We start from the raw sequence: 24830 nt of genomic DNA on the forward strand, positions 1-24830 counted from the left end.
ACCCCACGCCCACCAGGACCAGTCCCCCCGCGCCCCCCACGTCCGCCCCTCCGGCGCCCGAGCCCAGCGACACGCCCGGGGAGCCGCAGGAGAGCGACCCCGGCGAGGACGGGGACGCGGTCCGCACCCACCAGCGCGAGCAGCGCGCGCCGGATCAGTCCGACGAGCGGGAACAAGGCGGCGGTGCCGCGCGTTCGGACCAGTACACGCCCGCGCCCTAGGCGTCCCTCAGTCCCGTACGGCGTCACCGGCGAGGACCCGCCGCGGTCCCTCCGCCGCCTCCGTACGAGCCGAGGGCTCAGGCGTCCCGAAAGCCCTGTCACCGACTGCTGAAAGCTGCTCTCGTACCCGTCTGACCGGCTGGTTTGCCAGTGGGTGAGCACGGTGCGTATGGTGGCAGATCGTTTCATCCGCTGTTCGTTTTTCATCCCTGTGCCCGGCGCTGATCTAAGAGCGCCGCGTGTGGCGCGTACCTTCCTTGCCGTAGCTGGATCGCACTGAGGCGGTCGTCTGCGCGTACACGGAGCTGGGGCACGTGCCGAAACTCCGGAAGGTTTCGCGTTTCACATGTCTGTTTCCACGTCCGACCACTCTGTCGTGCCCGCGTCCGACCAGGCGCCCGCCGACACCACCCCCGAGCTGACCGCCCCCGCGCAGCCGACGGCCGAGACCGTCGACGCGGTGGACGCGGCCCCCGAGGGCGCCGAGAACACGCAGGCCGCTGAGGCCCCCGCCGAGAAGGTCCCCGGCTTCGACGAGCTGGGCCTGCCCGAGAACATCGTCCGCAAGCTCGCGCAGAACGGTGTGACCAGCCCGTTCCCGATCCAGGCCGCGACGATCCCCGACGCTCTCGCGGGCAAGGACATCCTCGGCCGCGGCCGTACCGGCTCCGGCAAGACCCTCTCCTTCGGCCTGCCGCTCCTGGCGCGGCTCGCCGGCGGCTTCACCGACAAGAAGAAGCCGCGCGGCGTCATTCTCACGCCGACCCGCGAGCTGGCGATGCAGGTCGCCGACGCCCTCCAGCCCTACGGCGACGTCCTCGACCTCCGCATGAAGGTCGTCTGCGGCGGTACGTCCATGGGCAACCAGATCTACGCCCTGGAGCGCGGCGTCGACATCCTCGTCGCCACCCCCGGCCGCCTGCGCGACCTCATCAACCGCGGCGCCTGCTCCCTGGAGAAGGTGCAGATCGCGATCCTCGACGAGGCCGACCAGATGGCCGACCTCGGCTTCATGCCCGAGGTCACCGAACTGCTCGACCAGGTCCCGGCCGGCGGCCAGCGGATGCTCTTCTCCGCGACGCTGGAGAACGAGATCGACGCGCTCGTGAAGCGCTACCTCGTCAACCCGGTCGCCCACGAGGTCGACGCCGCCCAGGGCGCCGTCACCACGATGAGCCACCACATCCTCATCGTGAAGCCGCGCGACAAGGCCCCCGTCACCGCCGCGATCGCCTCCCGCAAGGGCCGCACCATCATCTTCGTCCGCACCCAGCTCGGCGCCGACCGCGTCGCCGAGCAGCTGCGCGACGCGGGCGTGAAGGCGGACGCCCTGCACGGCGGCATGACGCAGGGCGCCCGCACCCGGGTCCTCGCCGACTTCAAGGACGGCTACGTCAACGTCCTCGTCGCCACCGACGTCGCCGCGCGCGGCATCCACGTCGACGGGATCGACCTCGTCCTCAACGTCGACCCGGCGGGCGACCACAAGGACTACCTGCACCGCTCGGGCCGCACCGCCCGCGCCGGTCGCTCCGGCACCGTCGTCTCGCTCTCGCTGCCGCACCAGCGCCGCCAGATCTTCCGCCTCATGGAGGACGCGGGCGTCGACGCCGCGCGCCACCAGATCGGCAGCGCCGTCTTCGACGCCGAGCTCGCCGAGATCACGGGCGCCCGCTCGATGACCGAGGTCCAGGCCGAGTCGGCGGGCCAGTCCGCCAAGCAGGCCGAGCGCGAGGTCGAGGACCTGACCCGCGAGCTGGAGCGCGCCAAGCGCCGCGCCGGTGAGTACCGCGCCGAGGCCGACCGCCTCGTAGCCCGTGCGGCGCGCGAGCGCGGCGAGGAGCCCCCGGCCCCGACGGTGGTCGCCGAGGGCACAGAGTCGGGCACGGAGCAGGCCGCGGCCGGTGCGGAGCAGGCCCCCGTGGCCGCCGCCGAGCCCGCGCCCGTCGCCGAGCGCCGCTCGTACGACCGCGACCGCGACGAGCGGCCCTCGTACCGGGGCAACGACCGGCGCGACGACCGCCGCGACCGGGACGACCGCCCCTCCTTCCGCCGGGACAACGACCGCCGCGACGACCGTGGCGGGCGCGGCTTCGAGCGGCGCGACGACCGCGGCGGCTTCGGCAACCGGGGCGGGGACCGCGAGCACCGCTCGTACGACCGTCGTGACGAGCGCGGTGGCCGTGGCTTCGAGCGCCGCGACGACCGCGGGGGCCGCGGCTTCGACCGCGACCGACGTGACGACCGCCGCGACGGTGACCGTCCCTCGTACCGCCGCGACGACCGCCCCGGTTTCCGCCGGGACAACGACCGCCGTGACGAGCGCGGTGGCCGTGGCTTCGAGCGCCGGGACGACCGTGGCGGGCGCGGCTTCGACCGCGACCGCGGCGGCCAGCGCGACGCCGGCCGCCCGCAGCACCGCGGCGGCAGCGACCGTCCGTACAACCGCGACCACCGCGGCACGGGCGACCGCCCCTACGGCCGTCGTGACGACCGCGGCGCCGGCTCCTCGTTCGGCCCCCGCCGCGACGACAAGCCGCGCTGGAAGCGCAACGGCTGAGTGAGGCCACGACCGAGGGCCCGTACGGAACTTCCGTACGGGCCCTCGGCAATTCCCGTCCCTCGCAAGGGGGTTGACCGGGCTGCGGGTGGGGCATCGCTGCGCACATGACAAACACAGCAGCGAGTGGCGAGAAACCGCCCCCGGAGCCCACCGGCCTGTCCGACGCCTCCTCCGGCACCTCCCCCGACGCGGCCCCCGAGACACCGCCCGACGCGGCTTCCGGGAACTCCCGCGACGCCTCCGCCTCCGCCTCCGCCTCCTCCGACGAGGCGCGGCTCGCCGAACTCGGCTACACGCAGGTCCTCGCGCGCCGCATGTCCGCGTTCTCCAACTACGCGGTCTCCTTCACGATCATCTCGGTCCTCTCCGGCTGCCTGACCCTCTACCTCTTCGGCATGAACACGGGCGGGCCCGCGCTCATCACGTGGGGCTGGGTCGCCGTGGGCGCGATGACCCTGCTCGTCGGGCTCGCGATGGCGGAGATCTGTTCGGCGTACCCGACCTCCGCCGGGCTGTACTTCTGGGCGCACCGCCTCGCACCGGAGCGCTCGGCCGCCGCCTGGGCGTGGTTCACGGGCTGGTTCAACGTGCTCGGGCAGGTCGCCGTGACGGCGGGCATCGACTTCGGCGCGGCGAACTTCCTCGCCGCGTACCTCAACCTGGAGTTCGGCTTCGGGGTGACCCCCGGCCGGACGATCCTCCTCTTCGCCGCGATCCTCGTCCTGCACGGCCTCCTCAACACCTTCGGCGTCCGCATCGTCGGGCTGCTCAACAACGTCAGCGTGTGGTGGCACGTCGCGGGCGTCGCCGTCATCGTCGGGGCGCTCGCGCTCGTACCCGACCACCACCAGTCGACGACGTACGTCTTCACGCACTTCGAGAACCACACGGGCTTCGGGAGCGGCGCCTACGTCGTCCTGATCGGCCTGCTCATGGCGCAGTACACCTTCACCGGCTACGACGCCTCCGCCCACATGACCGAGGAGACGCACGACGCGGCCACGGCGGGCCCGAAGGGCATCGTGCGGTCGATCTGGACCTCGTGGATCGCGGGCTTCGTGCTGCTGCTCGGCTTCACGTACGCGATCCAGTCGTACGAGGCCGCCAGGAACTCGCCCACCGGGGCGCCGCCCGCCCAGATCCTCCTGGACGCGGTCGGCGCGACCGGCGGCAAGCTCCTGCTCCTCGTCGTGATCGGCGCGCAGCTCTTCTGCGGCATGGCCTCCGTGACCGCCAACAGCCGCATGATCTACGCCTTCTCGCGCGACAACGCGCTCCCCTTCTCGCGCCTGTGGCGCACGGTGAGCCCCCGCACCCGCACCCCCGTCGCGGCCGTCTGGCTCGCCGCGCTCGGCGCCCTCGCCCTGGGCCTGCCGTACCTGATCAACGAGACGGCGTACGCGGCCGTGACCTCCATCGCCGTGATCGGCCTCTACATCGCCTATGTCGTCCCGACCCTGCTCCGCCTGCGCCGCGGCGACGACTTCGCCCGCGGCCCCTGGCACCTGGGCCGCTGGTCCCGCCCGGTCGGCATCGCGGCGGTGACGTGGGTCCTCGTGATCACGCTCCTGTTCATGCTCCCGCAGGTCTCCCCGGTCACGGTCGAGACCTTCAACTACGCCCCGGTCGCGGTCCTGGTCGTCCTGGGCTTCGCGGCGACGTGGTGGCTCGCCTCGGCCCGGAAGTGGTTCCTGCGGGGGAAGGGACCGACGGCGGAGGACTGAGGGGGTGCGGGGGAGGGGGGGGCTGCGGGGTCTGTGAGGGGTGTGGGGGGCTCGCGGGGGCGGGGGCCCGGTGGGGGGTGCGGCCGGCGCGGGGGTCTGGCGGGAGCGGAGGCCGCGGTTCCCCTGGGGGAGCGTGCCCCGCGTGCCCCGCGCCTTCCGCCTCGTCCGGCCCCGCCACCGCCCCGAAGCGCGTACCGAATCGGCCTCGCGCGGCCGGGGGGCTATGCTCGGGGGAGCACCACTGGGACCGTTAGCTCAATTGGCAGAGCAGTGGACTTTTAATCCATTGGTTGTGGGTTCGAGTCCCACACGGTCTACGCGCATACGCCCCAGGTCAGGAACTTCCGGCCTGGGGCGTTCGGCGTTCGTGGCGGCGCTGAAGGGGGCTTGCGCGGGGGTGCCTTGGGGGCGGTGGCGTCCGGCCGGGAAAGCGCGGGCGCCGGTCGCTGCGCTCGTGCTCGCCGCCGGGCCGCTCAGCGCCGTCGCGGGCGTGGGCGGCGCCGCCTCGCCGCCCGCGAGCGGTGCGGCAGCCTGCCCGCCCCGGGCGGGGTGCATCGTGCGGAACGACGCCTCGGGCACGCCCCCAACGTGCCGACCAGTCCGGGACGGCTTCACGCTGAGCCGGGCCGACGAGTCCGCCCCCATGAAGCCGACTTCTCGCCGCGTGTGGGGTCATAGGGGAGGGGTAGATGGGCGGGGGATCACGGGTGAGGGATACGGCCGGTCCGGGGCGGGCTGGCGGCGTCGGGCCGGCCGTATCCCCGGTGTTGTCCGTGTCCGTGGTCGTCTCGGCGCCCGTGTCCGGGTGTGGCACTGGGCGGTTGGCCGGTCACAGAGTTTCTGGTCGTCGGCCTTCGCGAAGGTGCGGGCGGCGGTGAGAAGTACCTTGACGAAGGCCACGAGCTGTTCCCGGCCGGGTGAGTAAGTCCCTTGCAAGACCCCGTTGTTGGCAGCAACGGGACGGACGAGGCAGGAGGCTCGCTGTTGCGGTCGGATCGGGGTTGTACGGGTCAGGGGCGGGCGGCCCAGATTTGGCGCGTGGTGCGGACGGTCAAGTCCCGGCGCGAAGCGAGACTTTCGGGGGCGATCAGGGTGTCCAGGGCCTTCAGATCCTCGGCGGAGAGGGCATCGGCGACCGTCGCGCGCAGGACGGTCAGAGCGGCCAGGGCGTAGCGGGCGATGGCCGGGTTGTCCGGGGCCTCGATCCGTACGTCCAACGGGCGTTCGCCCGCGAGCGTGAAGCCCGCCGCCGTCAGTTTCGGGCCCCAGTCGGCGCCCCGGTGCGGGACGTGCTCGGCGTGGAAGCGGTCGCTCGCGGTGTGTGCGCGCTCTTCGAGTGCCGCCTCGTCGCCGGGAGGCAGGAAGCGGGGAATGCCGGCGAGTTCGAGGACGGCGAACAGTCCCTCGGGGGCCAGGAGTTCGCGAACATGGCGCAGGGCCTGGTCCGGGTCGGCCATGTGGTGCATCGAGGCCGAGGCCCAGACCAGGTCGGGGGTGCCGAGGTCGGGCCACGTGGCCGCGTCGAGATCGGCCTGCACCGTGCGTACGCGCCCGTCCAGGCCCGCCGCGCACGCCTTCTCGCGGAGCCGCTGGAGGTGCGGGGCGGAGGAGTCGACCGCCGTGACGTGCGCCTCCGGAAAACGGTCGAGGAGCGCGAAGGTACCGGCGCCCGTACCGGAGCCGAGGTCGACGATGTGGCGCGGTGCGGCGCTCAGCGGCAGCCAGTCCGTGAGCGAGGCGATGTGCGAGGCGAGGATCTCGGCGTCGAGGTCGAGCATCTCGGCCAGGTCGGCGGACAGTTCGTGGTGGTGGTCGTGGGCGGTGACGCTGTTGCCGGCGGCTGCGTTTCCGTTTCCGGGGGTGGCGTTTCCGTTGCCGGGGGTGGCGGCCTGCGCGGGGTGAGGGGCCGCGTTGCCGTCGTGGGCGGCGCTTCCGTGGCCGTGCGTGGGGCCGTGGTCGTGCTTGTGGTCCTCGTCGTGCGCGGGCCCGGGGCTGCTGGTGCGGTCGTGGTCTTCCGCAGGGGCGTGGGGCGCGCGCGGGGCGTGGGGCTCGGAGGTGTGGTGCGGGTGCGACATACGGCCACGGTACGGCGGGTATGCGCGTCGAGCCCGGTGTCTGGCCTCTTGCGCAAGAGAGGCGGGCCATCCGGTGCCGTATGCGCAAGGCGGGGGGGCGGGTGTGCGCGGCGCGGTCGCCCGGCGCGCGAGGCGCGGCCGCCTGGCGCGCGAGGGGGCGGGTGCGCGCGGGAGGCGGGGCTGAACTGGCGTGCTGGGTGGGGCGCCCTCCGCGTGAGGCGGGGTGCCGTCAGCGCTTCTTACCGCCGCCTCCTCCGCCCCCGCTGTCGCCGCGCTGGTGGCCCCGGCGGGCGTCGCGGTCGAAGATGCCGAGGACTTCGCAAGGGCCCGACTCCGTACCGATCGCGTGCGGGAGCATCGTCGGGAACTCGGCCGACTGGTTCGTCTCGACGCGGAGGCGGCGGTGGCCGAGGAGCAGCGTCGCCGTGCCGGAGAGGACGACGAGCCACTCGCGGCCCGGGTGAGCACGCAGCTTCGACGGCTTGTCCGGCGGCGGCTCCGTCAGGCGCTGCCGTACGACGGTCAGCCCTGGATCGGCCTTCACCGGCCAGCGCATCTGACCGCGCGCGCTGTCGATCATCGGGTTGGTCACGACATCGTCGGACGCCGTCTCGACGAGCTGGTCGAGGCTCGTGTCGAGGGCGCGCGCGAGGGTCACCAGGCTGTCGAGCGCGAGGCGGCGCCGGCCGTTCTCGATCCGGCTTAGCGTGGACTGGCTGAGGTTGGCGCGGCGGGCCAGCTCTTCGAGCGACCAGCCCTGGGCTGTGCGCAAGGCGCGGACCCGTGCGCGTACGAGACTGTCCAGGTCATCCTCATCTTGCGTCATGGGCGAGAGGATATGCGTGCTGGGCATGAGCCTTGAGGCGGCTCCGCTTCGGCCGTGTGCCTGTCGGTGCCCGGGGCCGTGTTCGTACCCGTCTCTGTGTCCGGGTGGCCGTCCCGTTCCGGCGTTCTGGCCCTGGGGTCTGGGCCGGGACTTCGTAGGTGGCGACGTCCCAGCAGCGTGCTGACGCTCCGCGTCGATTGCGGGCTGGGCTGATCGCCGTCTGTATCGCGCGCATAGCGGTCATCGCCTCCCTGCCGGGCTCAAGGTCGCGCAGCCCGGCCTCGCGGTGGCTTTCGGTGTCTCGCCGTTCGCGATCCTCTGGGGCATCGACATCTACGCGCTTGGCTCGCCGCCGTGCTGTTGTCGCTCGGCGCGCTCGGCGACCGGCCCGGGCGCAGATCCGCGTTACTCGCCGGGCTGCCGACGCGCCGTTCGGAGCAGCGTCACCCCCTCCGCTGTGCAAGCGACCACCCCGGCCGCACTCCCCCCGATGCGATCGGCCCGCTCGCCCGACTCGCTGTCGCCTCCACTGCGGGAGGAGCGGGAGGACCGACTCCGGCGCAGGCGAGCGCGGTGGGGAACGGAGGTGGCGCGGGCAGTACAGGGAGGGGTGTCGGCGGCCTCGCCCCGGCGAGGAGGCCGAGGGTTATGAGCGCGTGCGCAGGCCGTTCAGGAGCACGTCCAGGAGGTGGCGCGCCCGCGTCGGCCACTCCGTCTCCTCCAGGCGCGAGAGGTACGCGATGAGGATCATGACGTCACGCGCGTCCACGTCCGCGCGGATGCTCCCGTCCGCCCGTCCCGCCGCGAGCAGGCGCTCGATCGCCTCGGTCAGGGTGCCGTGACTGCGTGCCGTGAGCGCGGTCCACGCCCGGGGCTCCAACGCCGCGAGCACCCCCCGCTTGACCCGCGCGTACGCCGTGAGCCGGTCGAACCACCGGCCGAGCGCCTCCACCGGCGGGTGCGCACCGAGCAAGGCGTCCGCCTCGTCGACCAGTTCGGCGACGTCCTGGCGGTGGACCTCGGCGAGCAACTCCTCGCGTGTCGCGAAGTGCCGGTACAGCGTGCCCTGACCCACCCCCGCCGCCTTGGCCACCGCGTTGAGCCGCAACTCCTCGCCCGGCGTCGCCGCCGCCAGCGCGTCCCGCGCCGCCGCGACGATCCGGGCGCGGTTGCGCACGGCGTCGGCGCGGCGGCGGTCGGGCGGGAGGCTGTCGTTCGGGAGGGCGGGGGCCGGAGGGCGGTTGGCGGGCGCTGCCTCGGGGCGCGTGGGCGGCTCGGACTGGGGGCCGGGCTGGCCGGGGTCGGTCGGCATGGTGCTCCTGTCGGTGGCGCACGGTGACGCGCTCACCCTCGTACTCGCGGACGGCCCCGCTCATGGACAAGCGGACACGTGTCCGGTACGGTCTGAGAGTAAGCGGACACGTGTCCGTCTCTGCTTCCGTCCCCCACCGTACGAGAGTGAGCCACCTCATGTCAGGCATCACCGGGAAAGTCGTCGCCCTCACCGGCGCGAGCAGTGGCATCGGCGAGGCCACGGCCAGGCTGCTCGCCGCACGCGGCGCCGCCGTCGTCCTCGGCGCCCGCCGCACCGACCGCCTCGACGCCCTCGTCGCCGAGATCCGCGCCGAGGGCGGCCGGGCGCTCGCGCTGTCCTCGGACGTCACCGTGCCCGGTGACCAGGAGGCGATGGTGGCGCGCGCGGTCGAGGAGTACGGGCGACTCGACGTCCTCGTCGCCAACGCCGGCGTCGCCACCGTCGGCCCCGTCGCCGACCTCGACCTCGCCGCCTGGACCGCGATGGTCGACGTCAACCTGCGCGGTGTCCTGCACGGCGTCGCCGCCGCCCTCCCCGTCTTCCGCGCCCAGGGCGAAGGCCACGTCGTCGCGACCGTCTCCACCTCCGGTCTCAAGATCGTCCCCGGCCAGGCTGTCTACGCCGGCACCAAGAACGCCGTCCGCACCTTCATGGAGGCCCTCCGCCAGGAATCCACGGACGGCACCCTGCGCACCACCACGATCTCCCCCGGCTACGTCCGCACCGAACTCCTCTCCGCCTCTTCCACCGCCGACAGCGGCCCCGGGGTGGCGATGCCCTCCTTCGCGCTCGCCCCCGAAGCGGTGGCCCGCGCCATCGCCTTCGCGATCGAACAGCCCCACGACGTCGAGATCGGCGCCATCACCCTCCGCCCGACCGTCCAGGGGTGATGGCTGGGCCTGTCGGCTCTCGGTTGCGGGCTCGGGGCTTGGGACTTGGGGCGCTCGGGGCTTGAGTGGCTTGGCCGGGGGTTGGGCGGGGGCTGGGGGTGCTCGCGGGGTGCTCTGGATGCTGGGGTGTCTTGGGCGCTGGGTGTCCGGGGTGTCCCGGGTGTCGGGGTGTCCTGCCTGTTCGGGCGCCTGGGGATGCTCGCGCTGCTCGCGAAGTGCTTGAGGCGCCTGGGGTGCCTTGGGTGTTCGGGTGCCCTGACAGTGGGGGTGCCGTGGCTTTCCGGGCTGTTCGCGTTGTCCCAGGTGCCCGGGATGTTCGGTGTGCGCCAGGTGCCCCAGGCTGTTTTGGGATGCCCTGCTTGCCCGGGGTGTTTGGTTCTCCCAAGGTGCTCGGGGGTGTTCGGGGCGCCCAGGTGCTCTGGCTGTCCGGTGTGCCCCCGGCGACCGGAGTGCTCGGGCGGACCGGGGTGCTCGGGCGGACCGGGGTGCTCGGGCGGACCGGGGCGCTCGGGTCGGCCGAGATGCTCGGGTCGGCCGAGATGCTCGGGCCCCGGCCGCTCGGGGTGCGGGTCGGTTTGGCCCGCTCGGGCGCGGGCCTGTCGTTGCCGCTCGGGGCACGTGGAGGCGTTTAGTCGTCTGCGGACCGGGGCTGGGGTGAGCCGGGTGTACGTGGGCTGCCCGGGCCCTCCGGGCTGCCCCGGCTCTCCTGAGTGCTCGTGCTGTCCGGGGTGTCCGATGCCTTCGGGCTGGCCCGTCTAGTCGCTTGGTCGCGCCGGACGTGTGGGCCGCTCGGGCCTGTCCTGCCGGCTCGGGCCGCTCGTGCCCTTTCGAGCCGCTCGGAGTGTTCGGGCGGTGCGCGATATTCGGCCCCTTCAAGCCTCTTGCCCGCGCCGGTCGCTTGGCCTGCTCGGGCCTGTCCTGGCCGCTCATGCGGTGCGGAACGTTCGGGCCCGTCCCGTCCGCTCCGCTCAGGCTCTTCGGGCCGCTGGACTTGCGCGGGTTGTTCGGCCCGCAACCCGGACCGCGCGCCGGACCCGGCCGCTCGCATCTCCTGATCACTCGATCCCGGCGTGCGAAACCGCAGATGCCAGGGGAAGGTCCGCCCGATCTTGCACATGCGCGCCAATGCGCTCTAGTTTTCCGCACATGCAGTCCTACACAATTGGCCGCGCGGCGCGGCTGCTCGGGGTCAGCCCCGACACCGCACGGCGCTGGGCCGATGCCGGGCGGGTCGCCACCCACCGGGACGACGCCGGGCGCCGGCTCATCGCGGGGCGCGATCTCGCCGCACTGTGCGTCGAGGTCGGCCAGGGCGGAGGAGGTGGAGAGGACGAGGAACCGTACACCTCCGTGCGCAACGCCTTCCCCGGCATCGTCACCGCCGTTCGCCTGGGGGATGTCGCCGCCCAGGTCGAGATCCAGGCCGGACCGCACCGGCTCGTCTCCCTGCTGACCCGCGAGGCCGTCGAGGAACTCGGCCTGGAAGTCGGCATGGAAGCCACCGCCCGCGTCAAATCCACGAACGTGCACGTGGACCGCTACTGATCCGGTCGCCGCCTCCCGTCCCCCTCGCCTCAGCGTCCCTCTCCCTCCGCCCCACCGTCAGGAGCCGTCCGCCATGTTCTCGCTGCCCACCACCCGCACCCTGCGGCGCGCCACGACCGGGGTCTTCGCCTCCGCCCTCCTCGTCGGCGCCCCCGCCGCCTGCGGCGACAACCACGAGACCGCCGAGAAGCGCGACCCCGGCTCCACCGGCTCCTCCAGTGCCAAGGACGTGAAGGAGTCGGCGAAGGCCGACCTCACCGTCCTCGCCGCCTCCTCGCTCACCGACGTCTTCGGCGAGGCGAAGAAGACGTACGAGAAGGAACACCCCAATATCACCCTGAAGTTCTCCTTCGCCGGTTCCCAGGAACTCGCCGCCCAGGTCCGCCAGGGCGCCCCCGCCGACGCCATCGTCACCGCCGACACCAAGACCATGGACGGACTCAAGGGCGAGACGGTCGCCCCGGCCGTCATCGCCAAGAACCGTCTCGTCATCGCCGTCGGCGACGGCAACCCGGAGAAGGTCAAGAACCTCAAGGACCTCACCGACCCCAAGCTCAAGGTCGTGCTCGCCGCGAAGGAGGTCCCGGTGGGCAACTACTCCCGTCAGGTCCTCGACAAGCAGCACCTCGACGTCAAGGCCGTCTCCGAGGAGCCGAACGTCCGCGCCGTCCTGAGCAAGGTCCAGCTCGGCGAGGCCGACGCCGGCATCGTCTACAAGACCGACGCCGCGACCGTCCCCGACAAGGTCGACGCCATCGACATCCCCGACACCCAGAACGCCGTCGCCTCCTACCCCGCCGCAGCCCTCAAGGGCTCCCCGCACGCCGAGGCCACCGCCGACTTCCTCACCTGGCTCTCCGGCAACGAGGCCCAGAGCATCCTCCAGCACGCGGGCTTCCAGCAGCCGTGACCGGCCCCGCACACCCCCGCCCCGACACGCCGGACCCCGCCGGGCGTTCCACCCCGCCCGACGCGTCCACCGCCCCCGCTGCCTCGGGGGCGGAGAGCGCGTCCGGGGCGGAGGGCGCGCCCGGCATGCAGGGCCGGTCCGGATCGAACCGGGCATCCGGAGCGGACCGGAAGCCCGGGGTTTCCGGAGCGGACCGGAAGCCCGGGGTTTCCGGAGCGGACCGGGAGCCCTGGCCGTCCGGGCCGGACGGGGGGCCCGGGACCACTGCCGCACCCGCCGCCTCCGGAACCTCGGCTTCGAGCGCCGAGGGCGCGCCCCGCACGGACGGGTCCCCTGAGCCCGGAGCGGACGGCGTGTCCGGCGAGGGCATGGCAGTGCGAACCCCCGGGGTGCCGGACGAACCTCGGGTGCGGGAGATGCCCGACGGGCCCGGCTCCTCCCGGACTCGCCGCCCTCGCTTCGCCCGCGCCCGGCGCACCGCCCCTCATGCCCTGAGCGCCCCCCGCCGCTTCCCGCGCACCGCCCCTCACGCCCCGAGCGCCCCCCGCCGCGCCCCGCGCCCCCGCCCCCGTCGCCGCGCCCCGCTCGCCCTCCTCGTCCCCGCTCTCCTTGGTGTCGCCCTCCTCCTGATCCCGCTCCTCGGCGTGCTGGCCCGCACCTCGTGGAGTCAGCTCGGTACGCATCTCACCAGCCCCGAGACGCTCACCGCCCTCCGTCTCTCGCTCCTCGTCTCGCTCGGTGCCCTCGGGCTCTCCCTTCTCTTCGGTGTACCTCTCGCCTGGCTGCTCGCCCGTACGGACTTCCCCGGCAAGGCGCTCGTCCGCACGCTCGTCCTGCTGCCGATGGTGCTGCCCCCCACCGTCGGCGGTGTCGCGCTGCTGCTCGGCTTCGGGCGGCGCGGACTGCTCGGGCCGTGGCTGGAGGACACCTTCGGGATCGTCCTTCCCTTCCACACCTCCGGCGCCGTGCTCGCCGCCGCCTTCGTCTCCATGCCCTTCCTCGTCATCAGCCTGGAAGGCACCCTCGCCGGACTCCGCCCCGGCTACGAGGAGACCGCCGCCTCGCTCGGCGCCTCCCCGCCGCGCGTCTTCCGTACCGTCACCCTTCCTCTCGTCGCCCCCGGCCTCGCCGCCGGAGCCGCTCTCACCTGGGCCCGCGCCCTCGGCGAGTTCGGCGCCACCATCACCTTCGCGGGCAACCTGCCCGGCACCACCCAGACCCTCCCGCTCCAGGTCTACCTCCTCCTCCAGGACTCCCCGGAGGCCGCCACCTCCGTGTCCCTGCTGCTCCTCGCCCTCGCGATGGCCGTCCTCGTCGGCCTGCGCGGTCGCTGGACCGGCGCCACCCCCGCCCCTCGTACCGCGCGCTCCCGTCCCTCCGCCGTCGCCGTCACAGAGGAAGACGTCCGGGACCCCGCCTCGGGTGCCCGCAAAGCCGAACAAAGCGGCGACTTCACCCGTTGGAGTGAAGAAGCGGTGAAAAGGGGTCGCGGCGACCTCACGGGGCAAAGTGCCGCCAAGCGATCTCTCGCCGGGCCGTGCCCCCGGCCCGGCGGAGGACCTGCTCCCACCACCCGCGGGAAGGACCTCGCATCCGGCGAGACCCGCGACACCACACACGAGACGCCAGAGGAGGCACATGACACCGTTCCCACGTACGCGCTGCACGCGACCCTGAGCGGCTACACGCATCTCGACCTCGACGCGGACCCCGGAACCACCATCGCCGTCGTGGGCCGCAACGGGGCGGGCAAGACGACCCTCCTGCGGGCGCTCCTCGGCCTCACCCCCCGCGCCCACGCCGAACTCCGCCTCGGCGCCGACGACGTCACCGCCCTGCCCCCGCACCGGCGCGGCGTCGCATGGGTGCCGCAGGACGGTGCGCTCTTCCCGCACCTCAGCGCGCTCGCCAACACCGCCTACGGCCTCCGCGCCCACGGCGTCCCGCGCGCCGAGGCCCGACGTGCCGCCCGCGCGTACCTCGACCGGCTCGGTGTGGGGCACCTCGCCCACCGTCGCCCTGCCCAGCTCTCCGGCGGGCAGGCGCAACGCGTCGCCCTCGCCCGTGCGCTCGCCGTCCGCCCCCGCCTGCTCCTGCTCGACGAACCCCTCGCCGCGCTCGACCAGACCACCCGCGCCCAGGTACGGCACGTCCTGCGTCGGCACCTCGACGGGTTCGGGGGCGTCTGCCTGCTCGTCACGCACGACCCCGTGGAGGCGGTCTCGCTCGCCGACCGCGTTCTCGTGCTCGACGAAGGCCGTACGGTGCAGGACGCGCCGCCCGCCGAGGTCGCGCGGCGGCCCCGTTCCGCGTGGGTCGCGCGGATGCTCGGCCGCAACGCCTGGCCGGGCACCCTCACCCCGGACGGTCTCGCCCCGGAGGCCGGCGGGCGCCTCGTCGTGGCGCCCCCCGCCGACGCCCTGTCCCCGTCCCCGGGGACTCCCGCGCTCGCCGTCATCGCGCCCGAGTCCGTCGCGCTGCACCCGAGCCGTCCGACCGGCAGCCCCCGCAACACCTACGCCTGCACCGTCGCCGAGATCACCGCTCTCGGCAGCCGTCTCCGGGTCCTCCTCACGAGCCCCGACTGCCCCGACCTCATCGCCGAGATCACCCCCCAGGCCGCCGCCGACCTCGCCCTTCGGGAAGGGACACCGGTCTGGGCCGGCGTGAAGGCCACGGACATCACTCTCGTGCCCCTGTGAGGGCGCGCTCGGGCCCTCTGAAGACCCCTGTAACCGGCGATGGCGCGGAGCACCCCCGGAAGGGTGTACAGTTGTATTCACCGACGCGGGGTGGAGCAGCTCGGTAGCTCGCTGGGCTCATAACCCAGAGGTCGCAGGTTCAAATCCTGTCCCCGCTACTCAGTACGAAGGCCCCGGCGCCCCCAAGGCGCCGGGGCCTTCGTCATGCCTGGAAGGGGCCCCGCCCGGCCGTCCCCGAGTCGCGGTCGCGCCCGCTCGGCGCCACTCTGGAAGAGGTACGTACAGGGGCGCGGGCGCGCGCACGGCCAGCGGGAGGCGAGCCTTGGGGCAGCGAGGAACGGGGCCGGGCGGGGACGGCGGTCCCGCACGCCCCGAACATCCCACCCCCGGCCGACCCCCCTCTGTCCCCGCCGCGCCGAAGAGCCCGAAGGACGAGAGGACGGACGGGATCGCTCCCGAGCAGAGGGACCGCCCTCGCGCGGATGCCGAAGAGGGCCGTCCCGGCGCCGACGATTCGGGGCAGGCGCAGGAAGCTGCTGTCGGCTCCGAGGACTCCCACGGCGGCGGGGGCGACTCTCAGGGAGCACCCACCCCCGCCGACACCGAGCGGGCCGGCCCCGGCCGGGGCGATCGCGAGCGGTCGCACGCCGACGCCGGGCAGCTCGGCCCTGGTGGGGGCGACCCCGAGACAGAGGGCCCTGCGCGGATCAGCCCCGGGCGAGAGGGTGCGGGCCGTACGGACCCTCGGCGGGACCAGCCGCCCCGTACGGGCGCCGAGGGAGCCGCTCCCTCCGACGACCCGACCTCCCCCGCCGTCCCCGAGCCCCCCGCTTCCCCGAGCCCCTCCCCGTCCTCCGGCGGGTCCAGCGCACCCACCACCTCCGCCCCCACCTGGGACACCCCGCCCCGGCAGGACTACAAACCCGTTTCGCCTCCGCCTCCGCACCGGCCTCAGCCCCACCCGCAGCAAGCGGTCGCGTGGGCGCGGCGGGAGGTGGGGGTGCGGGTGCTGGGGCGAGTGGTGCCACCGCTGCTGGTGGTCGGCGGCTTCGTCTTCGGGCTGTTCGCACCGGCGACCTTCACCGGGGCGCCGTTCTTCGCCGCCGCGCCGCTCGTCGCGGCGCCCTTCGCCTCGTCGCGGGTCACCGCGGGGGTCGGGGGGCTCGCGGCGGCCGGGGAGAGCCTGCTCCAGGTGATCCGGGGGCGCCTGCCGACCGGGCCCTTCCTCATCGAGCTGACCACCGTGCTCACGGTCGCCGCGCTCGCCGTGCTCATCAACCTCCTCATCCGCCGCGGCGACCGCCGCCTCGCGTCCGTGCAGAACGTCGCCGCCGTGGCGCAGAGCGCCGTACTGCCTGTGCCCGCCGAGCGGATCGGCGGCCTCGACGTCGCGGCGCAGTACGAGGCGGCCGAGGCGGACGCCTTCATCGGGGGTGACCTGTACGCCGTGCAGGACACCCCGTACGGCGTGCGGATGGTGCTGGGGGACGTGCGGGGCAAGGGGCTCGGGGCGGTCGAGGCGGTCTCCGTCGTCATCGGGGCCTTCCGCGAGGCCGCCGAGCAGGAGCCGACCGTGGAGGGGGTCGCGCAGCGCCTCGAACGCGCCCTGGCCCGTGAGGGGCTGCGCCGCCGCGCCCTCGACGCGTTCGAGGGCTTCACGACGGCGGTGCTCGCCGAGATCCCGCGCGGGGCGGCCGAACTGCGCCTCGTGAATCGCGGCCACACCGAACCGCTGCTCCTGGAACGTGATGGCCGTCTCCGCGTCCTGACCCCCGGTGAGCACGCGCTCCCACTCGGCATGGGCGAACTCGGCGCCTGGCCCGACCGCGCGGAGATCATCGACTTCCCGCCCGGCGCGACCCTCCTCCTGTACACCGACGGCCTCTCCGAGGCGCGCGACGCGCGAGGGCGCTTCTACGACCCTGTCGCCCGCTTGAGCGGCCGCGTCTTCCCGCACCCGCGTGCCTTGCTGACCACGCTCACCGACGAGGTCCGGCGGTACACGGGCGGCGCCACGACGGACGACATGGCCCTGCTCGCCGTACGCCGCCCCGAGGACCCGGACCCCGGCACGACCGACCCGGCGGGTGCGACGGAGGCGAGTGTCACGACGGGCGCGACTGCCACGACGGGCGCGACCGTCACGACGAGTACGAGTGGCACGACCGGTACGACGGGTCCGCCTGGCGCGACGGTGGAGGCAGACACGCCCGGAGCGGCCGACCCCGGCGGAGCCTCGGAGCCCATCACCCCTCGTGAGTCATCCGATAACAACTGACGCACCATCGGCTTTACGGCCTGGATGATGAACCGGTCAACTCGTCCGGATCGCTCGCCACATGTCCGTTTAGCCGCTGGTAGTGGCCGTAAAGGATCATCGGGAACGGCTTGGAATCACCCGTGCGGGTCTATTAACGTTCGATAACGCAGCGCGGTCGTTCCAGTCGGCGAGAGCGTCGGCTCCGCGCGCGTGCGCCGAATCCCGCGAGGGAACCGGGGAACCACTCTTCCGGGGTGAATCGGGCGCCCGTACAGGTGCCCGTAGGAGACCTTCCTGCTCCGAACCCGTCAGCTAACCCGGTAGGCGAGAAGGAAGGAAAGGAGAGTCGCCTTCGTGGCGTCCAACCCGCCTGCCCCCGGCCCCAGCGCCTTCCCTACCGGCCTCCTCACCCCCGGTGGTTCGCTGCCGGCCCAGCCGCCGGTCCACATCCCCGGCGCGACCCACGGCTCCGCCGCCCCCGCTCCGTCGTACGGGACCGCCCCGGCCCTCTCCTACGGGACCGCCCCCGGTCTCCCGTACGGCTCCGCTCCGGGCCTGCCGTACGGCGCCGACGCCGCCTCCGCCGCGTACGCGCCCCCCGCGGGCCACTGTGTCCCGGCGGACGTCTACCCGGGCTCGGCGGGTTTCACCGCGTACGGCGAAGACGCCCCCGAGCAGGGCGGCGAGTGGAACCCGACCGAGGACTCGCTCGGTTCCGTGCGCGGCAGGCACCGGGTCGCCAAGCAGCGCGGCGGCCTCGCCCGCAGCTCCACCGTCCTCGGGGTCGGGGTGCTCGCCGCGGTCGGCGCGGGCGGCATGGCCTCGGCGCAGGAGAAGCCGCCGGTCAAGCTCTCCCTGCCGGACAAGGTCGCGGAGATGACCGGGCAGCTCAAGCAGGCGCTGCCGGACGCCGAGTCGCTCCCGGGCATCGGCTCGCTCGTCGCCGACGCCAAGGGCGACACCCCCGAACAGATCGCCGCCGACCCGGCCGCGGCGCCGCTCACCAACGCCGGCCTCACCGCCACCGACCGTGAGCAGGGCACCACCGACGCGGGCGAGGCGCTGCGCGCCCGCATCCTCGCGCAGGCCGAGAACCAGGCCGACAGCGCGGACCGCACCGCCCGTGAGCAGGCCGAGGCGGTCGCGGCGCGGGCCGCCGCCGACGCCGCCGCCCAGGCCCAGAAGAAGGCCGCGGACGAGCAGGAGAAGAAGGAAGCGGCCGCCAAGGCCAAGGCGGAGGCCGCGGCGAAGGCGAAGGCCGAGGCCGAGCGCCTCGCGAAACTCGCCCGCAGCTACACCCTCCCCGTCGCCTCCTACACCCTCACCTCGCACTTCGGCGACGGCGGTTCGATGTGGTCGTCCGGGCACCACACGGGGCTCGACTTCGCCGCGCCGACCGGTACGCCGCTCAAGGCGATCCACTCGGCGACCGTCCAGGAGGCGGGCTGGTCGGGCGCGTACGGCTACCGCACCGTGCTCGTCCTCGACGACGGCACGGAGCTGTGGTACTGCCACCAGTCCTCGATCTCGGTGAGCGTGGGGCAGAAGGTGACGACCGGTGAGGTCATCGGCCGCGTCGGCGCGACGGGCAACGTGACGGGGCCGCACCTCCACCTGGAGGTCCACCCGGGAGGCGGCGCGGCGGTCGACCCGCTGCCGTGGCTCCAGGACCACGGCCAGCAGCCCTGAGCCCGTGCGCGGGCGGAAGGTGACTGCGCGAGGGACATGCCCGCATGTCGGTGGCGGCTGCGCGGGGGAAGCCGCTGCGCGGTGGCAGTGTCGTGGCGGGAGAAGTGTCTGCACGGCGGAAGCATCCGCACGGTGCAAGCGTTCGCAAGACAGAGCGTCCGCGCGGCGGAAGTGGCCGCACGGCGGAAGTGGCTGTACGGCAGGAGTGTCCGCACGGCGGAGGCACCCGCGTCCCTGCACGTCGTCCTTCCCCCGCAGGCTCTTCCCCGGCGCAGGCGTTCCCGACGCGCAAGCGCCATCCCACCCGGCGAAATCCTCTCGCGGGATTTCCTCACCGTCTCAGGAGTGGCACGCCCTCATGACTTCTCTCCGGTCTCTCGGTGCCTCCGGCATCGAGGTCTTCCCCCTGGCTCTCGGTGGCAACGTCTTCGGCTGGTCGGCCGACCGCGACACCTCCTTCGCCGTCCTCGACGCCTACACGCGGGCGGGCGGCAACTTCATCGACACCGCCGACGCCTACAGCTTCTGGGCGCCGGGCAACGAGGGCGGCGAGTCCGAGCGCGTCATCGGCGCGTGGATGAAGGCACGCGGCAACCGTTCCGATGTCGTCGTGGCGACCAAGGGCGGGGCGCTCCCCGCGCACAAGGGCCTGCGGGCCGCGACGGTCAGGGCCGCGGTCGAGGACTCCCTGCGCCGCCTCCAGAGCGACTACATCGACCTCTACTACACGCACTACGACGATGAGTCGGTCGAGGTCGGTGAGTTCCTGACGGCACTCGACGAACTGGTCAAGGCGGGCAAGATCCGGGCCATCGCCGCGTCGAACATCTCCCCCGAGCGGCTTCAGGAGGCGCTGGACTTCTCCGACCGCGAGGGCGTCGCGAAGTACGTCGCGCTCCAGCCGCTGTACAACCTCGTCTCGCGCGACACCTACGAGGGGCGGCTCCAGGAGGTCGCCGGGCGCGGCGGGCTCGCGGCCGTCCCGTACTACGGGCTCGCGTCCGGCTTCCTGACCGGCAAATACCGCCCCGGCACCACCGTCCGCAGCGTGCGCGCCGAGGGGGCGAGCAAGCACCTCGAAACGGAGCGGGGCCGCAAGGTGCTCGTGGCGCTCGACGAGGTCGCGGAGGCGCACGGCGCCGAACTCGCCACCGTCGCGCTCGCCTGGCTCGCCACGCGGCCGACCGTCGTCGCGCCGATCGCCAGCGCTCGCACCCCCGAGCAGCTCACGGCGCTCGTCGCCCTCGGCGACCTGACCCTCACCCAGGCCGAGGTGGACAAGCTCACGGCGGCCTCCGCCTGAGCGGTCCGGCCTCCGCTACGACCGAGGCGGCGCCCACGGGTCGTGGCGCGCGCCCTCCCTGGCCGGCTGCCCCGTCCCCGTCGGCATCCCGGTGGGGGCGGGTGCGTACGGGGGCTTCGCCGGGCCGTACGGGGCGGGGCTCCCGGGGTACGGGGCCGGGCTCGCGCCGTACGGGGCGGGGGCCCGGCCGTACGGCGGCGGTGCCCCCTGCCCGTATCCGAGGCCCTGCCCGTATCCGGGTCCCCGCCCGTAGCCGGGTCCCTGGCCGTAGCCGTGGGATGGCGTCGGCGGCCACCACGTCGGAGGCGCGTACCAGCCCCCTGGGGCCGCCGCGCTCGCCGGTTGGGCGGGGAGGAGGTGGGGGGCGCGGGGCGGCGCGAGGCGCCAGGAGTGGGCGAAGGCGGGGCGGGCGAGGGCGCGCTCCCGCCACAGGTGGTCGAGGAGGGCGCGCTCGCGAGGGGCGAAGTCGGGGACGCGGCGGCCGCGTTCGGCGTCGGAGCGCAGCAGCGCGAGGCGCGTCGCGGCGGCGGCGTACAGGCGCAGGCGGCGCGCGTCGGCACGCGCCCCGTGGTACGAGGCGAACTCGGCGGCGACGCGCCGGGAGCGCAGCGAGCCGAGCGCGAGGGGCTCGTACGGGGAGAGCCAGCCGGCGAGCGCGTACCGGGGCAGTGTCTCGCGCACCGTGCGCAGTTCGCGCTGCCGGTGCCACAGCACGAGCCAGACGGTCAGCCCGAGCGCGGGGATCATGATCGTCACGTAGACGAGCGGGAAGCCCAGCGGGCCGAGGACCGTCGAGCCGTTCCACGCCGCGTGCATGGCCATCGCGAGGAGCAGGCCCGCGACGGGGAGCAGGACGCGGCCCACGCGGCGCCTGCTCAGCAGGGCGAGACCCACGCCGAGGCCCGTCATGCAGGTGAAGAGCGGGTGCGCGAAGGGCGAGAAGATCGCGCGGACGAAGAAGGTGGCGACCGTGATGGCGGCCCCCGTGCCCTCCTCGCGGTCGGAACCGAACGCCTTGGCGAGGTAGAGGATGTTCTCGGTGAAGGCGAAGCCCGTCGCCGTGAGGCCCGTGAGGACCACCGCGTCGACGGGCCCGCGTATCAGGCGACCGCGGAAGACCAGGACGAGCAGGAGTGCCGCCGCCTTCGCGCTCTCCTCGACGACGGGCGCGACCGCGAGCGCGGCGAGCGTGTCCGGGTCGACCGGGTGCGCCCAGGCGTCGGCGAGCCACACGGCCGCGAAACTGTTCGCGACGAGCGCGATGAGCGTCCCCGCGCAGGCTCCCCAGGCGAGCACGAAGGCGTGCGTGCGCCAGGGCAGCGGGTGCGCGCGACCCAGCCAGCGGAACGCGAGCACCACGGCGGGCGCCGGGAGCACCGCGAGGAAGAGGCCCACGAGAAACGCCTCGGTCCCCGTCTCCTCCCGCACGAGCCCCAGCATCACGAGGCCGCACAGCGCGAGCAGCACGGCGAGGCCGGTGAGCTGCACGCCCCGGCGTCGCCACCAGCGCGGCCGTCGCGGCGTCAGTAGCCCTGGCGGTGCGGGCGGGGCAGGCGGAGAGTTCACACCTTTGACCTTAACGACCCGCACCGACAGACGAACCCGGAACGCGTGTTCGCCCTCGGCGGTGCGCCGCCGCGGTCAGCCCCCGGCCGTGACGCGGCCCCCGCGGCTCACCCCTCCTCGGGCGCGGCCCCCACCCGCTCCGGCTGCGCCACCTCGTAGCCGTTCCGCCGGAACAGCAGGTCGTGCACCACGTGCCCCTTGCGCAGCCCCTGGCCCTCGAACCGCGTCTCGGGCCGGAAGGCGGGCCGCTCGGCGAAGCCGCCCCCGGCCGCCGTGTTGTCGAAGGCCGGGTGCGCGCTCAGCACCTCCAGCATGTGCTCCGCGTACGGCTCCCAGTCGGTCGCGCAGTGCAGCACCCCGCCCTCCGCCATGCGGCTCGCCGCGAGGTCGAGGAAGGGAGGCTGGATGATGCGGCGCTTGTGGTGCCGGGTCTTGGGCCAGGGGTCGGGGAAGTAGACCCGCACCCCGGCGAGCGAGGCGGCGGGCAGCATGTCGCGGAGCAGGACGACCGCGTCACCGTTCGCGACCCGCACGTTCTCCAGGCCGCTCGCGGCGGCGAGACCGAGCAACTGCCCCTGCCCCGGTGTGTGCACGTCGACGGCCAGGATGCCCGTCGCGGGGTCGGCGGCGGCCATCTTCGCGGTCGTCTCGCCCATGCCGAAGCCGATCTCCAGGACGACGGGCAGCCCACTGAAGAGGGCTTCGAGGTCGAGGACGTCGCGCCCGTCGACGTCCAGGCCCCAGCGCGACCAGTGCTGCCGCAGGTGTTCGGCCTGCGCGGCGGTCACGCGGCTGCGACGCGGCGTGAAGCTCTTGATACGGCGCTCGCCCAGCGCGCGCGAGGGGTCGGCGGCGGGGCCCACGCCCTCGACGAACATCCGCCCCTGCGCCCGGGTACGGGGCGGCAGGGCCTCGGGGCCGGGGCGCGGGGCGGGCTCGGTGGTCGGCGTGGCGGACTCGGCGGCTGTGGGGCTCGCGGTCGGCGCGGGGGTGGTGGGGTGCTCGGACACAATGCCGTCGATTCTACGGAACCGGGGCGGCGGACGGAGGCGGACGGAGAGGGGACACGGGGGAGTGCGGGGGCGGGTGGAGCGTGGAGTGGGCAGAGGCGGGCGGCGGGAGCAGGCGGGTGGAGTGCGGAGGCGGTGTGATTGTCCACAGTCTGTGGATAGCCGCACGCCTCTGCGCTCCTTCGCGCTGCCCGCGCTTTCTGCGCCCCTCCTTGTGCTGCGAGCGCCCTGCGGCGGTACGGGGCGAGCGGTGGCGGAGTGGTGCGGGCCGGGCGGTGGTGCGGGTCAGGCGGTGGTGCGGCTCGGGCGGTGGTGCGGGTCGGGCGATGGCGGACGTACGGGGCCGCCGAGCCGCCCCGTACATCCCGCGTCACCCCATGCCGCCGAGGTCGCGCGGCGTCCCGTACCTCCGCCCCCGCCCCCGGCCCCTACGCCGGCGCCACCAGCAGCGGCTTCGCGCGCTCGCGCAGTTCGGCGACGCGCGGCTCGTCCCCGTACGGCTCCAGCTTCCGCAGCAGATCCTTCACGTACTCCTTGGTTCGCGCGGACGAGATCCGCCCGGCGACCTCGACCGCCCGCGAGCCCTGCTCGCACGCCGCGTCGAGGTTCCCGGACTCCAGCTCGGCGACCGCCGAGACCACGAGCCGCAGGCCGTGCGAGCGCACGTACTCCTCCGTCGGCCGCGACAGCGCCTGCTCCGTGAAGCGCCGCACCTGGCGCGGGTGCTTCAAGTCGCGGTAGCACTCGGCGGCGTCGGCGGCGAAGCGGTCCTCGCCGTAGAACCCGAGCCACGCGGGGTCCTCGTCCCCCGGCCGCGCCCGCTCCAGCCAGCTCTCCGCCGCACGCAGCGCCGCCGAGGCCGCCGGGGCGTCCTTGGCCCGCGCGTGCGCCCGCGCCTCGACGAGCCGGAAGAAGCTCATGGTGCGCGCGGTCGCGAGCCCCCGGTTCCGCTCGGCGGCGGCCTGCGCGAGGTCGACGCCCTCGTCCCCGAAGCCCCGGTACGTGGCCTGGAGCGACATCGTCGCGAGCACGTACCCGCCCAGCGGCACATCCGCCGCCGCACGCGCGAGCCGCAGCGCCTGGATGTAGTAGCGCTGCGCGGCCTCCTGCTGCCCCGTGTCGAAGGCCATCCAGCCCGCGAGCCGGGTCAGCTCGGCGGTCGCGCCGAAGAGCGCGCGCCCGACGTCGTCGGAGTACGCGCCGAGCAGGAGTGGTGCCGCCTCGACCCGCAGGCACTCCGGCACCATCGACGAACGCCAGTCGCCGCCCCCGTACTTGGAGTCCCAGCGCCGCGCGTCCTCGGCGGCCTCGCGCAGCTTGCGCACATCGCTGTGGCCGACGCGGAAGGCCGTGTCACCCCCTTCCCCGGGCCCCGCGGCGGCGGGCTCGCGCGCCACCGAACCGTCCGCCGGGGATATGAGCCAGCGCGAGGCCGGCGTGGCGTAGGCGCTCACCGAGAAGGACCCGGCGAGCGACTGCCAGATGCCTCCCCCGGCGCGACGCCCGGCGAGGTCGAGCCGGTACAGCTCGGTCGCCGACTTTACGGCCCTGCCGACATCGCGCGGGAAGGTGAGGCCCACCTCCGGCGTCGGATCGGCGTCGGCGAGGCCGATCTCGTGCAGCGGGACCGGTCGGCCCAGCTTCTGCCCGATGGCCGCCGCGATGAGGTGCGGGGCGGCGCCCTGCGGCACCATCCCCTTCGACACCCAGCGCGCCACCGAGGTTTTGTCATAACGCAGGGTCAGCCCCCGCTGCTGACCCAGGTCGTTCACACGCCGCGCAAGCCCCGCGTTGCTGATGCCCGCGAGGGCGAGGACGGCACCGAGTTTCTCGTTCGGTCCGCGTTGCTCCCTGGACATGCGCCACCCCTCGACACAGACGCCCGCCGCTCCGGCATAACCGTGCGGCATTGGTAAACCCAGCGTAGTTCCCCGCATCCCAAGCGTTAAGAGCGGCGGTTCCGGATGGCGAGATTGTTGCCGCTCCCCGTGGCAGGGCGCGCCCCACCGGCGGGCGACGACCACGCCCGCGCCCCGCACCCGGCCGACGGTCCCGCGCGGCGCCGCCCCCAGCGCCGGGCAGCGCCTTTCCGGCGCTCCGGGCCTCGGCGCCGAACCCCGTCGCCCCGCCCGCGGCCCCCGGTCGACCCCTCCGGCCCCGGTCACGGACTGTTGACGCCGTTCCCCTCGGCTCGCCCCGCCCTCCACCGCCCGGCGGCCCTGCCCCCGGTC

The 24830-nt window shown here is 74.1% G+C and carries 15 protein-coding genes, 2 tRNA genes, 1 pseudogene and 1 riboswitch; of the genes and pseudogenes, 12 read left to right on the forward strand and 6 right to left on the reverse strand.

What is annotated here, in order from left to right; translation table 11 throughout:
* From IF99_RS35200 to IF99_RS0125985, 4 genes and pseudogenes are all read left to right on the forward strand, one after another.
* Positions 1-221, forward strand: a pseudogene (locus IF99_RS35200) (hypothetical protein); the annotation flags it as partial.
* A gap of 346 nt (positions 222-567) precedes the next feature.
* Positions 568-2781, forward strand: coding sequence for a DEAD/DEAH box helicase (locus IF99_RS0125975; protein ID WP_030999969.1), 2214 nt, complete (start codon positions 568-570; stop codon positions 2779-2781).
* 107 nt (positions 2782-2888) lie between these two features.
* Positions 2889-4508 (forward strand): amino acid permease, encoded by a 1620-nt coding sequence (locus IF99_RS0125980; RefSeq protein WP_078655280.1) that lies wholly within the window; start codon positions 2889-2891, stop codon positions 4506-4508.
* A gap of 244 nt (positions 4509-4752) precedes the next feature.
* Positions 4753-4825: transfer RNA gene (locus IF99_RS0125985), tRNA-Lys, on the forward strand.
* A 693-nt stretch (positions 4826-5518) separates the two neighbouring features.
* Here the strand turns inward: IF99_RS0125985 and IF99_RS0125990 are convergent.
* The 3 genes from IF99_RS0125990 to IF99_RS0126000 form a co-directional block, all read right to left on the reverse strand.
* Positions 5519-6583 (reverse strand): class I SAM-dependent methyltransferase, encoded by a 1065-nt coding sequence (locus tag IF99_RS0125990; RefSeq protein WP_030999971.1) that lies wholly within the window; start codon positions 6581-6583, stop codon positions 5519-5521.
* Between the two features lie 229 nt (positions 6584-6812).
* On the reverse strand, positions 6813-7409 hold the full coding sequence (locus IF99_RS0125995; protein WP_030999973.1) for a helix-turn-helix transcriptional regulator: 597 nt from the start codon (positions 7407-7409) through the stop codon (positions 6813-6815).
* 646 nt (positions 7410-8055) lie between these two features.
* Entirely contained in the window at positions 8056-8721 is a 666-nt protein-coding gene (locus IF99_RS0126000; protein WP_030999975.1) for a TetR/AcrR family transcriptional regulator, read from the reverse strand.
* A gap of 158 nt (positions 8722-8879) precedes the next feature.
* Here IF99_RS0126000 and IF99_RS0126005 point away from each other — a divergent pair, with 158 nt between their 5' ends.
* From IF99_RS0126005 to IF99_RS0126045, 8 genes are all read left to right on the forward strand, one after another.
* Positions 8880-9614 carry an SDR family oxidoreductase gene (locus IF99_RS0126005; protein ID WP_030999980.1) on the forward strand — a complete coding sequence of 245 codons (735 nt, stop codon included), beginning with the start codon at positions 8880-8882 and terminating at the stop codon, positions 9612-9614.
* Positions 9615-10760: 1146 nt separating this feature from the next.
* Positions 10761-11159 (forward strand): TOBE domain-containing protein, encoded by a 399-nt coding sequence (locus IF99_RS0126015; protein WP_030999984.1) that lies wholly within the window; start codon positions 10761-10763, stop codon positions 11157-11159.
* A 73-nt stretch (positions 11160-11232) separates the two neighbouring features.
* On the forward strand, positions 11233-12069 hold the full coding sequence (gene modA / locus IF99_RS0126020) for a molybdate ABC transporter substrate-binding protein (protein WP_030999986.1): 837 nt from the start codon (positions 11233-11235) through the stop codon (positions 12067-12069).
* Between the two features lie 368 nt (positions 12070-12437).
* A complete protein-coding gene (locus IF99_RS0126025) occupies positions 12438-14771 on the forward strand; it encodes an ABC transporter permease (protein ID WP_234340856.1) in 2334 nt (777 codons plus the stop codon).
* 84 nt (positions 14772-14855) lie between these two features.
* Positions 14856-14929: transfer RNA gene (locus IF99_RS0126030), tRNA-Met, on the forward strand.
* An 848-nt stretch (positions 14930-15777) separates the two neighbouring features.
* Entirely contained in the window at positions 15778-17049 is a 1272-nt protein-coding gene (locus IF99_RS31170) for a PP2C family protein-serine/threonine phosphatase (RefSeq protein ID WP_158716658.1), read from the forward strand.
* A gap of 185 nt (positions 17050-17234) precedes the next feature.
* Positions 17235-17373, forward strand: a riboswitch (cyclic di-AMP (ydaO/yuaA leader).
* A 12-nt stretch (positions 17374-17385) separates the two neighbouring features.
* Entirely contained in the window at positions 17386-18720 is a 1335-nt protein-coding gene (locus IF99_RS0126040; protein ID WP_030999992.1) for a M23 family metallopeptidase, read from the forward strand.
* A gap of 358 nt (positions 18721-19078) precedes the next feature.
* A complete protein-coding gene (locus tag IF99_RS0126045; RefSeq protein WP_030999993.1) occupies positions 19079-20023 on the forward strand; it encodes an aldo/keto reductase in 945 nt (314 codons plus the stop codon).
* Positions 20024-20038: 15 nt separating this feature from the next.
* Here the strand turns inward: IF99_RS0126045 and IF99_RS0126050 are convergent, their stop codons facing one another.
* The 3 genes from IF99_RS0126050 to IF99_RS0126060 all read right to left on the reverse strand — a co-directional run bounded on the left by IF99_RS0126050 (position 20039) and on the right by IF99_RS0126060 (position 24458).
* Positions 20039-21490, reverse strand: coding sequence for a PrsW family intramembrane metalloprotease (locus IF99_RS0126050; RefSeq protein WP_030999995.1), 1452 nt, complete (start codon positions 21488-21490; stop codon positions 20039-20041).
* Positions 21491-21696: 206 nt separating this feature from the next.
* Complete coding sequence (gene trmB, locus IF99_RS0126055) at positions 21697-22599, reverse strand: tRNA (guanosine(46)-N7)-methyltransferase TrmB (RefSeq protein ID WP_030999997.1); 903 nt, start codon at positions 22597-22599, stop codon at positions 21697-21699.
* A 428-nt stretch (positions 22600-23027) separates the two neighbouring features.
* Positions 23028-24458 (reverse strand): hypothetical protein, encoded by a 1431-nt coding sequence (locus IF99_RS0126060; RefSeq protein ID WP_030999999.1) that lies wholly within the window; start codon positions 24456-24458, stop codon positions 23028-23030.
* Between the last annotated feature and the right edge of the window lie 372 nt (positions 24459-24830).

This window comes from Streptomyces sp. NRRL F-5630, assembly GCF_000719475.1.
Taxonomy (GTDB): Bacteria; Actinomycetota; Actinomycetes; order Streptomycetales; family Streptomycetaceae; genus Streptomyces.